At 75.3% G+C, this 14,526-nt stretch carries 6 protein-coding genes; all 6 read right to left on the bottom strand.

Going from position 1 to position 14,526, the window contains the following annotated elements; all coding sequences use genetic code 11:
- Positions 1 to 1,858: DUF5682 family protein (locus tag ABD419_RS24675; RefSeq protein WP_344492723.1), on the bottom strand; the 1,858-nt coding region annotated here is incomplete at its 3' end.
- A complete protein-coding gene (locus ABD419_RS24670; protein WP_344492720.1) occupies positions 1,855 to 2,943 on the bottom strand; it encodes an ATP-binding protein in 1,089 nt (362 codons plus the stop codon). The genes ABD419_RS24670 and ABD419_RS24675, both read right to left, overlap by 4 nt.
- A 10-nt stretch (positions 2,944 to 2,953) precedes the next feature.
- Positions 2,954 to 6,217, bottom strand: a complete 3,264-nt coding sequence (locus ABD419_RS24665) for a DUF4132 domain-containing protein (RefSeq protein WP_344492717.1) — start codon at positions 6,215 to 6,217, stop codon at positions 2,954 to 2,956.
- Positions 6,218 to 6,289: 72 nt separating this feature from the next.
- Positions 6,290 to 8,965, bottom strand: a complete 2,676-nt coding sequence (locus ABD419_RS24660; RefSeq protein WP_344492714.1) for a DUF4132 domain-containing protein — start codon at positions 8,963 to 8,965, stop codon at positions 6,290 to 6,292.
- Between the two features lie 2 nt (positions 8,966 to 8,967).
- Positions 8,968 to 12,276, bottom strand: coding sequence for a DUF4132 domain-containing protein (locus ABD419_RS24655; RefSeq protein ID WP_344492711.1), 3,309 nt, complete (start codon positions 12,274 to 12,276; stop codon positions 8,968 to 8,970).
- A gap of 17 nt (positions 12,277 to 12,293) precedes the next feature.
- Positions 12,294 to 14,526, bottom strand: a 2,233-nt coding sequence (locus ABD419_RS24650; RefSeq protein WP_344492708.1) for a DUF4132 domain-containing protein, incomplete at its 5' end; no start/stop codon positions are given.

Here is a 14,526-nt window from a genome sequence, read left to right as displayed (position 1 = left end):
GGCCGAGGGCGGCGCCGCGCAGGTCCGGCGGGGCCTGGGGGTCGAGCGCGATCCGGTCGGCCGCGCCTGTGACGGTGCCCGCGGCCGGGGTGAGGCCGGGCGCGTGGCGGACGGCGTCGCGGAGGGCGACGAGGGCCTGCAGGCGGCCGGGGTCGGCGGGGCCGGGCGCGGCGTGGAGTCCTTCGGCGAGCCACAGGACGCGGTCGCAGCAGGCGGTCACGACCGAGCCGTACAGGTCGCTGCCCGCGGTGCCGAACAGGTGGTCGTGGCGCCACAGGGCGAGCGCTACCGCGAGGGCCTGGCCGACCGCGGCGATGTCGCTGGACTCGGCGACGGCCGACTCCACGGCCGCGCCGAGGCGGTCGGTGAGGTGGGCGCGTCCGCACAGGGCCGCGTCGAAGAGGATGGCGGCCAGCGCGTCCAGGGCGCCGTCGCGGTCGAGGCGGTGTTCGAGGACGGTCTGGGCGGCGTCGCCGAGGGTCGCGCCGAGCGCGCCGGCCTCGATGAGCGCGGGGAGGCGGTCCTCGGTGGGCCGGAGCGTCCAGTGCTCCTCGGCGGTGACGTCGGCGCCGGCGGCGGGGCCGTCGTCGCGGCGCACGCCGGGGACCGACAGGAGCCGCAGGCAGTGGAGGGCGCGGCTGCGTTCGAGGTCGGCGGGGCGGGCGAGGTCGAGGCGGAGGGAGCCGTCCTTGTCGAGGCCCAGCCGCTCCATCTCGGCCTGCGCGTCGGCGACGAGCGGCGGCGCGGGGGTGGACGAGTGGAGGCGGCCGACGCGCTCGCCGGTGAGGGCGGCGGTCATCTCGACGACGACCGGGTGGGTGCCGGGCGTGAGGGTGCCGCGCCGGGTCCACGGCAGCGGCCCTTCGAGGTCGTCGCTGATGAGGGCGCTGGCGAGGCCGTCGAGGAGGTCGGTGCGGCCGGGCACGTCATGGCCGCGCAGGCGCGCGAGGCCGTCGGTGAGGGCGCGGGCGCCGATGAGGTCGGCGGTGGAGACGTGGAGTCCCTTGCCGCGCAGGCGGGTCGTGATGCGCTCCATGAGCGCGCCGGCGGCGACGGCGGGGCCGTCCTCCCACAGGCGCTGGTAGTACTCGGGGGAGGGCATCCCGGACTGGTAGCCGGCGAACGCGTCGAGGCGCTTGAACGAGTACGGGACGAGGAACCCGCCGGTGTCGGTGCCCTCCGGCGGGCGCGGGACCTCGGGGGCGGCGGTGTCGCCGGCTTCTGCGAGGCGGCGCAGCGCGGGGGCGTGGAAGCCGCCGCAGACGACGAGGACGGGCCCGTCGTGCTCGGCGAGCGCGGCCCGGATCCACTGGGCCATGTGGGCTTCGCGGGCGGTGTCGGCGCCGTTGGCGTCGGCTTCGCCGCGCACGAGGTCGAAGTAGGTGTCGAGGCGTTCGGCGAGGCCGTCGGGGTCGGCGTTCTCGACCAGGTGGTCCCAGAGGGCGTCCTGGTTGTCGGCGCTGAAGGCGGCGCAGAGGCGGTCGGTGGCCTCGGTGTAGCGGCGCTCGGCGTCGGAGTAGCGGTTCTCGACCCCTTCGAAGGCGTCGTGCCAGGCGGGGAGGTCGATGAAGCGGACCTGGGCGCCGCTGCGGCGGCCCTCGGTGAGGGCCGTCCACTCAGGAGAGTAGTCGCAGAGCGGGGTCCACGAGCGGCGCACCGAGGAGCCGGTGCTCGCGTAGGAGTAGATCGCCACGGGGAGTTCGTGTTCGAGGGCGAGCTCGTCGAGGCGCTCGTTGAAGTCGGCCGGGCCCTCGATGAGGACGGCGGCGGGCTTGAGCGCCTCGATGCGGTCGGCGACGAGGCGGGCGCAGGCGGGCGAGTGGTGCCGCACGCCCTGGACGTGGAGGCGGTCGATCATCCCGGCAGCAGGTTCCGGGCCTGGTAGAGCGACTGCCAGTGCGGGCCTTTGCGTTTGGGGGCCTTCTGTTCCAGGTAGCGGCGCAGGCGCGCGAGGTCCTCGGCGGAGTCCTTGGCGGCGGCGCCGGCCATGCAGTCGACGATGTCGCCGGCCTCGGCGACGCCGCCGCGCAGGTACCAGGCCTTGATGCCGACGGCGTGGGCGACGGAGACGGCCTCGGCGGTGGACATGACGGCCTGGGGGCGGCCGCCGTTGGCGTCGCCGACGCGGAGGTCGCGGAAGACGCGCACGAGCACTTCGAGGACGTCGCGGGAGGGGGCCTGGGGGACGCCGGAGCGGGCGAGCGCGTTGGCGGCCTCGTGCTCGACGAGGTCGAGCTCGGTCTTGAAGTCGCCGATGGGGAACACGGTCTCGAAGTTGAAGCGGCGCTTGAGGGCCGCGCTCATCTCGTTGACGCCGCGGTCGCGGGTGTTGGCGGTGGCGATGATGTTGAAGCCTTCGCGGGCGAAGACCATCGAGTCGCCTTCGAGCTCGGGGATGGCGAGCACGCGGTCGGAGAGCGGCGACAGGAGCGAGTCCTGCACTTCGAGGGGGCAGCGGGTGATCTCCTCGAAGCGGACGACGCGGCCTTCGGCCATGCCGCGCAGCAGGGGCGCGGGCACGAGGGCGCGCTGGGTGGGGCCTTCGGAGACGAGGAGGGAGTAGTTCCAGGAGTAGGCGATCTGGTCCTCGGTGGTGGAGGCACCGCCCTGGATGGTGAGGGTGGAGTCGCCGGAGACGGCGGCGGCGATGAGCTCGGACAGCAGCGACTTGGCGGTGCCGGGCTCGCCGACGAGCATGAGGCCGCGGCTGGTGGCGAGGGTGACGAGGGCGCGGTCGATGAGGGACGGGTCGCCGACGAACTTCTTGGCGACGCCGCGGGACTCGTCGCCGCAGATGAAGGTGCGGGCGGCCTGGAGGCTCAGGGCCCAGCCGGGCGGGCGCGGGGCGTCGTCCTCGGCGGCGAGCTTGGCGAGCTCGTCGGCGTAGCGCTGCTCGGCGGGGGGCCTCTGGAGGCGTGGTGCGGCGGTTGCGGTGTCGCTCATGGGTGTCTTTCTAGCTGGTCGGGTGCGTGAGCCGGGCGATGAGTTCCGCGGCGGCCACCGGGTCGACGGCGCGGCCGGGGAGCGGGCGCGCGTGGTCGGGGCGGCGGTTGCGGTTCGCCTGGAGCCGGATGGCCGTGGCGGTGTGGACGAGGTCGGGGTCGGGGGCGTGCCGGTCGGGGGCGGGGTCGGCGTCGGCGAGGAGCCAGCCGCCGAGGATCGGGCGCTGGAGGCGCCAGACCCAGGCGGGCGGCTCGTCGCCGGAGCGGTACAGCTGGGTCCAGCCGATGCGCTCGCCGAGTTCGGTGAACGTGCCGCGGAGGCCGTCATGGCGGGTGAGGCGGCCGGTCTCCAGCTCCTCGGCGGTGAAGCCGGCGCCGGGGCGCGAGAGCTGGTCGAACGGCTGGAGCACTTCGTAGTCGGCGAACAGGGCGACCCAGGCGGGGGTGTCGTCGCCGAGGAGTGCGGGGTGGGCGAGGCGGATCGCGGCGGGGTCGGGGTGGAACTCGCGGTCGTCGACGTCGGCGAAGCCGCCGTCCTCGGCGATGCGGAACCCGGCGCCGCGGCTGTGCCAGGCGAGGCGGCGCGTGAAGACGCCGGTGAGCGGGTGGGCGTCGAGGGCGCGGAGGTCGTCGAGGGTGAAGACGCGGCCCGAGAGCATGGCGGCCTTCAGGTGCTCGGCCTGCGCCTCGGCGGTGGTCTCGACGGTCTTGACGAGGTTCCGGTACCGCCGCTGGGAGGCCTTCGCGACGGCGGCGTCGTCGCGCACGCCGGGCTTGGGGAGGGCCTTGCGGGCCTTGCCGTCGCCGTCGGTGAGGCGCGGGGTGAGGAGGCGGTCGAAGGCGAGGTGGAACCGCCTGGGGCCGTAGTCGAACGTGAGCGTGTCCGGGTCGGTGACGCCGAGGTCGGGCAGGAGCCGGTCGGCGAGGCCCTCGTAGGTGAGGCCGCGGTCGGCGGCGATCCGCTCGGCGAGCTCGCGGGCGCGCTGGGTGGCGGTGTTGGGGAACTTGAAGGCGTCGACGACGCCGCGCAGGGCGTCGAACGCGGCCACGGACCCGATGTGGGCGAGGACGTCGAGGCCGTGGAGGGCCCGGTCGAGCTGGCTGCGGCCGGGCCAGTCGGCGACGAGGGGCCCGAGGACGGCGACGGTGTCGTCGTTCCCGAAGGCGCCCAGCTGGTCGACGGCCCAGGAGTCCTTGCTGGGGGCCTCGGCGCGGAGCCACAGGTCGAACAGGGCGAGCGAGAAGCGCTGGAGCGAGCCGGGGTCGCAGTGGGCGGCGGCGGCGTCGACGCCGGGGAACGGCAGCCGCGGCGACCACAGGGCGAGCGCGGCGATGAGGTGCCGGACGCTGGCGGCGGGGAGCGCGGTCTCGCTGTCGCGCAGCATGACCGGCGGGAGCATATGGGGGTCGGCCCAGGCGCCGGGGGTGACGGTGCCGGCGAGCGGGATGCGGGGGTCGGTGGCGAGGAGGGCCTCGACGCGGGCGACGGCGGCGGGGCCATGGGGCGCGGCGGCGTCGAGGACGGCCCGGTCGCCGAGGCGGCGGCCGAGGTAGCGGAGGGCGGCTTCGCCGCCGTCGCGCAGGCGCTTGTCCGGGCCGAGCGCGCAGGGCACGAGCAGGGGGACGGCGTGCTCGCCGTGGCGGTCGAGCCAGTCGGCGGCGTGGGCGCGCGCGGACTTGAGGCGCGCGAACCAGTCGGCGGCGACGGCGGCCGCCTCCGCGCTGCGGATGGGCACGAGGGCCTTCGCGTGCTTGGGGGCGTCGACGAGCTTGGCGAGGACGGCGGCGGCCTCGGCCTCGCCGCCGCGGGCGAGGCGGCCGGCGACGCGGTCGGCGAAGCCGAGGCCGGTCAGGCTCTCGGTGTCGGTCCAGAACTTGTCCTCGTCCCACTCGGCGTAGGTCGGTTCGAGGGCCAGCGCGGCCTCGCGTTCGCCTGGGCCCCAAACGATGTCGACGCCCGCGGGGGCGGTCAGGCCGGGGACGGGGTCGGGGGCGCCGCGGCGGCGGCGCTCGGCCCAGGGGGGCGCGGTGAGGACGGCGGGGAGGCCTTCGGGGGCCGCGACGGCGGGCGCGGCCTCGGCGAGGAGCGTCTCGACGGCGGCCCGGCCGGCGTCGTCGAGCCCGGCGAGGACGGCGTCGAGGGGGACCTCCTCCTGGCGGAGGGCGCCGGCGAGGCGGAAGCGCTCGGTGGCGGCGGTCTCGGCGGCGAGGGCGGCGACGGCGCGCGCGAAGCGGTGCGGGTGGCGCACGGCGGCGGGCTTGACGGCGGCGAGCGCGCCGGGCTCGTGGGCGCGGGCGACGAGCGTCCGCGCGGCGTCGTCGCTGGGGAGGACGCCGATCGCCTGGAACAGGAGGGTGCGCTGGGCGAGGTCGAGGCCCTTGCCTTCGAGGGTCTTGGTGAGCAGGGGGAGGGCGGCGGGGCCGAGGTTGCGCACGAGTTCGGCGATGAGCCAGGCCTTGACGTGGTGGGTGGGGAGCCGTGTGAGCCCGGAGGCGCGCAGCTGGTCCCCGCCGCTGAGCGCTGACCAGACGGCCTGCTCGGGGCCGGTGCTGCCGTGGAAGGCGGCGCGCTCGGCGCAGGCGGCGGCGACCCAGTCGGCCTCGTCGGGCAGGAGGAGCGCGGCGGCGATGCGCTTGAGGGGCGAGTCGCGGTGGGCCGCGGCGGCGGCCACGACGCGCCGGTACTCGTCGTCGCCCGCGGCGGCGAGGAGGCCGCGGGCGAGCGGGAGGGCGCCCTGCCGGTCGGACCAGACGACGATCCACTTGAGGCTGCCGGACTCGCCGGGGGCGAGGGTGGGGATCTCGTTGGGGCCCCAGCCGGTGGCGGAGCCCCAGCGGGTCTCGGCGTCGAGCTCCTCCATGGCGGCGCAGACGGCGAACGGGAGCCCGTGATCGGTCACCATCGCCGAGAACAGGTCGCGGTTGGCGGCGGCGTGCTCGCCGCCGCTCTGGTAGAGCGAGCCGCGGAACGGGTCGGCGAAGCGGAGCAGGGTGGTGACGGCGGCGGCGCCGGCCGGGCTGGCCTCACCGCGCAGGTGGGCGAGGCCGGCCCGGCCGAGGTCCGGTTCGCAGTCGGGGTGTTCGAGGGCCGCGACGAGGTCGTCGCGGCGGGCGGCGACGACGGCGCCGACCCTCGCGGCGGCCTCGCGCATCTCGGAGGCGTTGCCCGGCTCGACCGGAATGTCCGTCCCGTGCCCGCGCCGCGGCAGGACCAGTCCCGTCCACTCGGCAGGAAGGATCAGTTGATCTTCTTGCGCTGCAACGGGTTGGGTCATCTCAGTCCTTCGCGGGGGCGTTCGGTTCCCACAGATTCTAGAGTCAGGGTGCGACAGCCGCTCCGGCTCCGGTCATCGAACGGCGTGGCCGTCGAGGAGGGCGAGGAGTTCGGAGACCGGGACCGGGTCGAGGCCGCGCAGGGCGGGGGCGTCGGCGGCCTCCTCGGTGGTGAACCGGACCGCGCGCAGGCGCTGCTCCGGGGCGGCGGCCGCGACCGGGAAGCCGATGCCCGGGTCCAGGTCGAGCATGAGGAAGCCGCCGTCGGCGAGCTCCCGGCACAGGCCGTACGTGCCGGAGCCGCCGCGGCCGCTGAACGCCTGGGTGTACTTCCAGCGGGTGCGGCCGCGCGCCAGGCCGGTGAGGACCTTGGCCGGCAGGACGCGGCCCTCGAAGCGGGCGACGCGGCCGGTGGCGGCCTCCTCGCGGGTGAGGGTGAAGACGCGGCGGTCGAGCTGCGCGAAGGGCTGCACCACTTCGTAGTCGGCGAGGAGCTCGGCCCACGCGGCGGCCTCCGCTCCGAGGTGGAGCGGGTGCGGCAGGCGCACGGCCGAGCGCTCGGGCAGGCGCAGCTCGTCGTCGCGGAGGTCGGCGAAGCCGCCGTCCTCGGCGATCCGGAACGCGGTCCACCCCTTGCCGGTCGTGTACTGCCACACCAGGCGGCGGGCGAGATGGCGCATGAGGGCGTGGCCGGCGACGTACCGCTCGAAGTCGGGCCGGGACCAGACCCGGCCGCCGGTCATGGCCCGCTCCATGCGCCGCACCTGCTCGGTGCCGACGGACTTCAGGCCGCGTTTGAGCCGTTCGAAGCGGGCGGCCGCGGCCGCGGCGGCCTCGGGGTCGTCGCCGGCGGCGGGCTTGGGCAGGCTCCTGCGGGTCCTGCCCCCGGGTTCGACCACGAGGGGCCTGAGCTGCTCGTCGAAGCCGACGCTGAAGCTCCGGGGCCCGAAGTCGAGGGTCATGCGACCCTCGGCGTCGAGTTCCACGTCCGGCACGAGCCGGTCGAGGAGCCGGTCCTGGTCGAGGCCGAGCCGGGCGGCGATCCGGTCCACTTCGGCCGATGCGGCCTTCTTGAGCCCCTTGAAGGCCGCCTGCCGCGAGAGGCGGTGGACAGCGGTCAGGGCCTCCTCGGTGCCGATGGCCCCGAGCATCTCCAGGCCGCGCACGGCCCGCTTGTGGAGGCCTTGGCCGGGCCACTCGCCCACGAGCGCGGCGAGGCGGTGCACGACGCCGTCGTCGGCGAACCGGGAGAGCTGCGTGAACGCCCACGGGTTCGCGCGGTCGCCGGCGAGGTTCCAGGTGGCGAAGACGGCCCAGGAGAACTCGCGGAGGCTCGCGGGGTCGCAGTGCTCGATCGCGGCCTCGACGGCGGGGTGGGGGTGCTTGGCGGTGTCGAGCGCGAGCGCGGCGAGCAGGTGCCCGGCGGCGGCCTGCGGGAGTCGCGCCGTGCGGCCCTTGGTGAGCAGCGGGATCGCGGTGACCATCGGGGCCCAGTCCGGGGCTCTGGGGATGCGTCGGTGGGGCTGAAGGCGAGGCGGTTCGGCGAGCGCAGCGGGCGCGTCGGCGGTCTCGGGCGGGAGGCCGCGCCAGGCCAGCAGGCCGTCGATGCGGTCGCGGTCGGCGGGGTCGAGCGCGTCGCGGGCGGGGCCGTCGAGGAGCGGGCTGGAGCGGACGAGCGCGACGAAGCGGGCGCGCCGGACCGTGTCGGCGTCCTCGGCGAGGTCGGTGATCGCGCGGAGGGTGCGCACGGGGAACCGGTCGGCGACCTGCCGGAGGCGGGGCTGTTCGCGGTGCTCCTCGATGCGGCCGAGGAAGTACCGCACGGCCTCGTCGCGCGGCAGGGTCGCGAGCACGTCGATCAGGTGGTCTCTGGGTTCGGGGTCGGACCAGGCTAGGACGTCGGCGTCGAGGATGACGGGGACGATGTCGGGGCCGACGGCGTCGAGGAGGCTGGCGACGATACGCGCGTGGTCGCCGCCGCGGGGCAGGCCGGTGACGCCCGCCTTCGCGAGCTGGTCGATCGAGGCGACGCTCTCCAGGAGGAGTCCTCGGTGCCGCGAGTCGCGGAACGGCCAGGCGGGCTGCTCGGCGCAGGTCTGCTCGACCCAGTCGGTGCGCTCGGGCATGGCGAATGCGCGGGCCCGGCGCTGGTACGGTTCGCGGCCTTGGTGTTCGAGCACCGCCTCGATCCGCCGGTACTCGTCCTCGGGCAGCGTCGAGAGGTGGGTCCGCAACTGCCGGAGCTCGTGCAGGAGGTTCCGGGCCGGGCCTTCGGTGCAGTCGGCGGGGGCTCGGACGATCGCGAAGCGGTCGGCGTGGTCGCGGTCCGGGTCGAACGGCCGCCTGTTGCTCGGATGGGCCGTCCTGAGCGTGAAGTACTCCATCACCGCGGTCGCCGCGAACTCGGTGCTGTGCTCGCCGAGCCAGGCGTCGTACTGGCTGTACCCGCGCTCCAGCCAGAGGCCGGAGCCCGCGGCGTCGCTCGCGAGGAAGGCCGCGGCGGCGCCGACCGGGTCGGGTCCGCCGTCGAGGTACCGCCGCAGGGCGGCGGCGATCGGCGGCTCGGTCGACGGCGCGGTGATCGCCGCGAGGAAGACCTCTCGCCGCGCTTCGATCCCGGCGCGCCGCCACCACTCGGTGTCATTGGGCCGCATGGTGAACGGGCGGGCGGAGCGCCCGCCGCGCCGGGGCGCGGCGGCGGCGAGCTGCTCCGGGGTGAGGGCGAAGGCGTCCTCGTCGGGGAGGCGCACGCCTACTCCTTTGCGGTGATGCGGGTGAGGGCGGCGAGGACCTCGGAGACGGTGACCGGGTCGATGCCGGTGGGGTGGGCGTCCTCGCCGTTGTTGCGGCGCCACCAGTAGTCCTCGTGGGCCGAGACGCGCACGGATTCGAGGGTCTGGATCGGGTTCTCCCCCACCATGCCGACCCAGATGCCCGGGTCGAGCGCGATGACGACGTACCCGCCCGCGGGCAGCGGGAAGTGGATCCCGGGCTCGACGCCGCCGTCCTCGGGGGCGGCGCGGTGCCAGCCGCGCGAGGTGAGGCCCAGGAGCTTGCCGACCTCGACCTTGGCGCCCTCGAAGCGCTCCAGGCGGCCGGTGGCGAGCTCCTCGGGCGTGAACGTGAGGACGGGGCGAGAGAGCTGCTCGAAGGGCTGGAGGATCTCGTAGTCGGCGAGCAGCTCGGCCCACTCGGCGGCCTTGTCCCCCATGCGCACGGGGTGGTCGAGGCGAATGACGGCGTCGTCGGGGAGGTCGAAGGCGTCGTCGGCGGCGTCGGTGTAGGTGCGGTCCTCGGCGACGCGGAAGCCCGAGACGGTCCCCTGGGACTCGGCCGACCAGACCAGGCGCCGGGTGAGGTGCCAGGTGAGGGGGTGGCGCACGTAGTAGGCCTCGAACTCGTCCTTGGTCCAGGTGCGGCCGTTGACCATCGCCACCTCCAGGCGCAGGACCTGGTCGGAGGAGACGGTGCGCAGCTCCTTCTTCAGGGCCGCGAACCGCTTGTAGGAGGCGTCGGCCAGCTCGGCGTCGTCCTTCGCACCGGGCTTGGGCAGGGCCTTGCGGGGCTTGCCCTGGTCGTCCTTGACGAACGGCTTGAGCTGCTCGTCGAAGACCACGGTGAAGGAGCGGGGCCCGTAGTCGAGGACGAGCGAGCCGTCCTCGCCGAGGCCGAAGTCCGGGAGGAGCCGGTCGGCGAGCTGGTCGCGGGTGAGGCCGAGGCCCTCGGCGATGGCCGCGATCTGGACGCGCGCCTCCTCCTTGAGCGCCTTGAACTTCACCTTCTCGGCGATGCCCTGGATGGCGCGCAGGGCCGTCTCGGAGCCGATCGCGCCGAGCACGCCGAGGCCGGTGACGGCGCGCTTGTGCTGGGACTGGCCGGGCCATTCGCGCACGAGCGGGGCGAGCAGGCGCACGGTGTCGTCGTCGGCGAAGTGGGCGAGCTGGGTGAGGGCCCAGCCGTCCTTCGAGGGCGACCCCATCGAGAGCCAGAGCTGGAACAGACCGCGGCTGAAGCGCGAGAGCGAGTCGCGGTCGAGCGCTTCGGCGACGACGTCGAGCCCGGCGTACGGGTACTCGGGGGTGGCGAGCGCGAGGACGGTGACGAGGTGGCGCACCGAGTCCGCGGGCAGCGCGCCGGACCTGTCGGCGGTGAGTACCTCGGGGAGCATGATCGGGGAGGCCCAGGTGCCGGGCTTGGGGAGCTTGACGCCGCGCGGTTCGAGGGGGTCGCCCGCGAGGAGCTCCCGGATCGCCTCGGCCGCTTCGGGTCCGTACTGCTCGGCGGCGGCGGTGACGGCCTCGGCGCCGTTGCGCAGCGCGATGTTCCACAGGGCGCCTTCGGCGTTGCTGCGAAGCTTCTTGTCGGCGCCGAGGGCGTCGGGGACGAGGAGGGCCGCGCCGGCGGCGCCGTGGCGCTCGAACCAGGCGATGGCGCCGACGCGGGCGCCCTTGAGGCGGGCGTACCAGTCGGCGGCGAGGCGGGCGGCGTCGACGCTGAGGATCGGCACGAGCGCGTCGTAGTAGGTCGGGTTGGCGCGCAGGGCGACCACGAGCGGGGCGGCGGCGAGGGCGCCGAAGCGGCCGGCGATGACCTTGAGGTCGCTGGTCGTGTAGGGGCTGTAGAAGCCGTCCCATTTCTCCAGGGCGCGCAGCGCGATGGAGGTGGGCGCGTAGGTCAGGATGACGCCGTAGTTGTGGCGGACCCCGCCGGGCCCGACGCCGCCGCGGGCGAGCGTCTTCTCCCAGTCGGCGTCGGTGTGGTTGCGGAAGTAGTCGTGCTCGGGCTTCGACCACCGTTCGGCCTCGCCGTCGGCCCAGACCATGGCCGGCCTCGCGTCGGCGGTGAGGTCGAGGACCGCGGGCGTGCGCTTGGCGCCCTTGACGGTCCACGGCGGGGCGGTGAGGAGGGCCGGGAGCTTCGCGGGGTCGGCGAGCGGGGTCGGGGAGGGCGCGAGGAGCGCCTCGACGGCGGCGCGGTCCGCCGCGGGGAGGGCGTCGCGGTGCTCGGCGGGGATCTCGGAGACGAGCGCGGCCAGGCGCGGCCGCAGCTCGGGCGGGACGGCGGCGGCCTCGGCGGCGGCGACGCGCAGGACGCGCCGCGGGAAGCGCTTGGCGGCCTCGGTGGCGGCCTGGAACATGTACTCCTCGCCGAGGCGCCCGACCAGGTGGGCGGCGGCCTCGTCGCTGGGCAGCAGCGACATCGCGTCGAGCAGGAGGTGGCGGGCGTCGGTGCCGAGCTGCTGGCGCATGCTCGCGATGAGGAACGGGAGGCTCGCGGCGCCGAGGTTGCGCACGACCGCCGAGATCATCCAGCGCGAGACCTGCCAGTGGTCGAGGCTGGAGAGCCCGGCGGCGGCCAGGAGTTCGGGCCGGTCGACGACGAGCCACAGGACGACGGCGGAGCTGTGGTCGCCGGTGCCCTTGTACTCGCGGCAGACCTCCTCGAGCCAGTCGGACTCGTCGGGGAACAGGACCGCGGCGATGAACCGCTGGATCTGGGTGCCGCGGTGCCGCTCGACCTCGGCGACTGCGGCCGCGTAGTCCGCTTCGGACGCATGGGCGAGGAGGCTGCGGAAGGTCTCGATGCCGCGGCCCAGCTCGTGGCGGAGCGTGTGGAGCTGGGGCAGGGTCGAGGCCCGCAGGGTGGTCTCGCGGTGGCTGGCCTTGTACTGGCGCCAGGCGTACATGCCGAGACGCGCGACGGACGCGGCGGCGGCGAACGGCAGGCCGTGCTCCTGGACCCAGGCGTCGAGGTCAGGACGGAGCACTGAGGTCTGGCCGCTGTTGTCGCGGGCCCCGAGGATCGCCGAGACCACCGCCGCGCCTTCGGGGTCGGGGTCGCCGTCGAGGTGGCGCAGGGCCGGCGGCGCGAAGCGGGCGTGCTGGGCGAGCGCGTGCCGCAGGTCGGCGTCGTGCGTGCGCACGAGCGCCGCGAGCGCCGTCGCGGCGTCGGGGTCGAGCTCGACCGGGGCGCCGGGGTCGGCGCGGCGGGGCACGAAGTCGGGCTCCCAGTGCGCGGGGATCTGGAGGCGGTCCTCTTGGGAGGCGTCGTATGCGGTCATCGCGGTTCCTTCGGGGTTCAGGGGCGGACGAGGCGGGCGAGGCCGCCGAGGGCCTCGGCGGCGCGGACGGGGTCGAGGGGGGCGGTGGGCGGCACGGGTTCGGCGCCGAAGCTCCCGTGGTCGTTGAAGCGCACGGAGGCGATCTTCTGGTGCGGCTCCTCGACGGCGTACCCGATCGGGATGCCGGGTTCCACGGTGAGCACCAGGTACTGGTGGGCGGCGAGGTGGAAGGTGAAGCCGGGCACGAGGCCGCCGTCGCCGGGGTAGGCGCGGTGCCAGCCGCGCCGCGCGAGGCCGAGGAGGCCGCCGGTCCCGACGGTCGCGCCTTCGAAGCGGGGCACGCGGCCGGTCGCCAGCTCCTCGTCGGTGAAGGCCAGCACGGGCCGGTCGAGCTGGTCGAAGGGCTGGAGGATCTCGTAGTCGGCGAACAGCGCGGCCCAGTCGCCGACGCGGTCGCCCAGGAGCGCGGGGTGGGCGAGGCGGACCGCGGCGTCGGCAGGGAGGTCGAACGCGTCGTCGTCGGCGTCGCCGAGGGACCCGTCCTCGGCGACGCGGAACGCGGTCGTCGATCCGTCGTGGAGGGAGAGCCACACGACGCGGCGGGCGAGGAGCCCGGCGAGGGCGTGCTCGACGTGGAAGCGGCGGAACTCCCCAGCGGTCCAGGTGCGGCCGTCGAGCATGGCGCGTTCGAGGCGCTTGACCTGCCCGGCGGCGACGGCCTTGAGCTCCTTGCGGAACGCCAGGAAGCGCTGGTAGGCGTCCGCGGCGACCGCCGCGTCGTCCTTCGCGCCGGGCTTGGGGAGGTTCTTGCGGGCCTTGCCGGCCTCGTCGATCACGAAGGGCCGCAGCTGCTCGTCGAAGGCGACGGTGAACGTCCGGGCGCCGTAGTCGACGACGCGCGCGGCCTCCTCGCCGAGCCCGAAGTCCGGCACGAGCCGGTCGGCGAGCTGCTCCTGCGAGAGGCCGAGCTCCTTCGCGATCTTGTCGATCTGCTGCTGGGCCTCGTACCGGAGGCCCTCGAACCTGACCTTGTCGGCGGTGGTCTGGACGGCCCGCAGGGCCTCCTCGGTGCCGATCGCGCCGAGCACCTTGAGGGCGGTCACGGCCCGGCGGTGCTGGCCGTCGCCGGGCCATTCGCGCAGGCGCGGGGCGAGCGCCCACACGGTCTCGTCCTCGGCGAAGTGCGCGAGCTGGGTGAGCGCCCACTGGTCCTTCACGGGCGCGCCGACGGCGAGCCACTGCTCGAAGACCGCGCGGCTGAAGCGCGAGAGCGAGGCCCGGTCGCAGGTCGCGGCGACGACGTCGAGGCCCGGGTAGCGCTCGCCGGGGTCCGCGAGCGCGAGGACGGTGACGAGGTGCCGGACCGAGTCCTCGGGGAAGGCGCGGTCGCCGCTCTTCAGCAGGACCTGCGGGAACATGACGGGCGCGGCCCACGGGCCGGGCTTGGGGACCTTGACGCCGCGCGGCTCCAGCGGGTCGCCCTCGAAGAGCGCGGCGACACCCGCGACCGCTTCGGGCCCATAGGGTTCGGCGGCGGCGAGCACGGCGGGGTCGCCGAGGTTCCGGGCCAGGTGGATCAGGACGGCCTCGGCGGCCTTGCGGCGCTTCCGGTCGGCGCCGAGCGCGTCGGGGACGAGCGCGGTCGCCGCGGCGGGGCCGTGGCGCTCCAGCCAGATCGCGGCGGCGGGGCGCTCGGTCTTGCGCCGGGAGAACCGCTCGGCGATGAACCGGGCGACGTCGACGCTGAAGACCTGCACCGGAAGGTCCTCCGCCTGCCAGCGCCGGGCGATGTTGAGCGCGCCTTCGATCGCGGCGGTGCCGAAGCGGGCGACGATCGTCTCGGAGTGGCCGGGGTAGGCGAGGCATTCCGGGCGGGACCAGACGAGCAGCGTCTGGGCGGCGAGGTCGTCGGGGCCGCTGGCGGTGATCTCAGGGATGCGGTAGTCGTCGAGCCGCCAGTTGCCGGTGTGCACCAGGCGGCGCGACTCCTCCATCCAGCGGTCCTCCTGCTCGTAGACCGTGTCGTCGCGCTCCCGCCGCCGGGCGAGGCGGTCGTCCTCGTCGACGTACGGCTCCCCGATCGGCTCGAGTTCGAGGACGACCGCTTTCGGCTTGCGGCGCTTGACGGTCCACGGCGGGGCGGTGAGCAGCGCGGGGAGGTCGGCGGGGTCGGCGTCGGGCACGGGCCGCTGGTCGGCGGTGAGCCCGTCGAGTGCGGCGCGCACTTCGGCGGGGGCGTCGGCGGCGAGT

Origin of the sequence: Glycomyces endophyticus (genome assembly GCF_039531525.1) — a bacterium.
Classification (GTDB): domain Bacteria; phylum Actinomycetota; class Actinomycetes; order Mycobacteriales; family Micromonosporaceae; genus Glycomyces; species Glycomyces endophyticus.
This window is presented reverse-complemented; position numbering and strand designations above follow the sequence as displayed.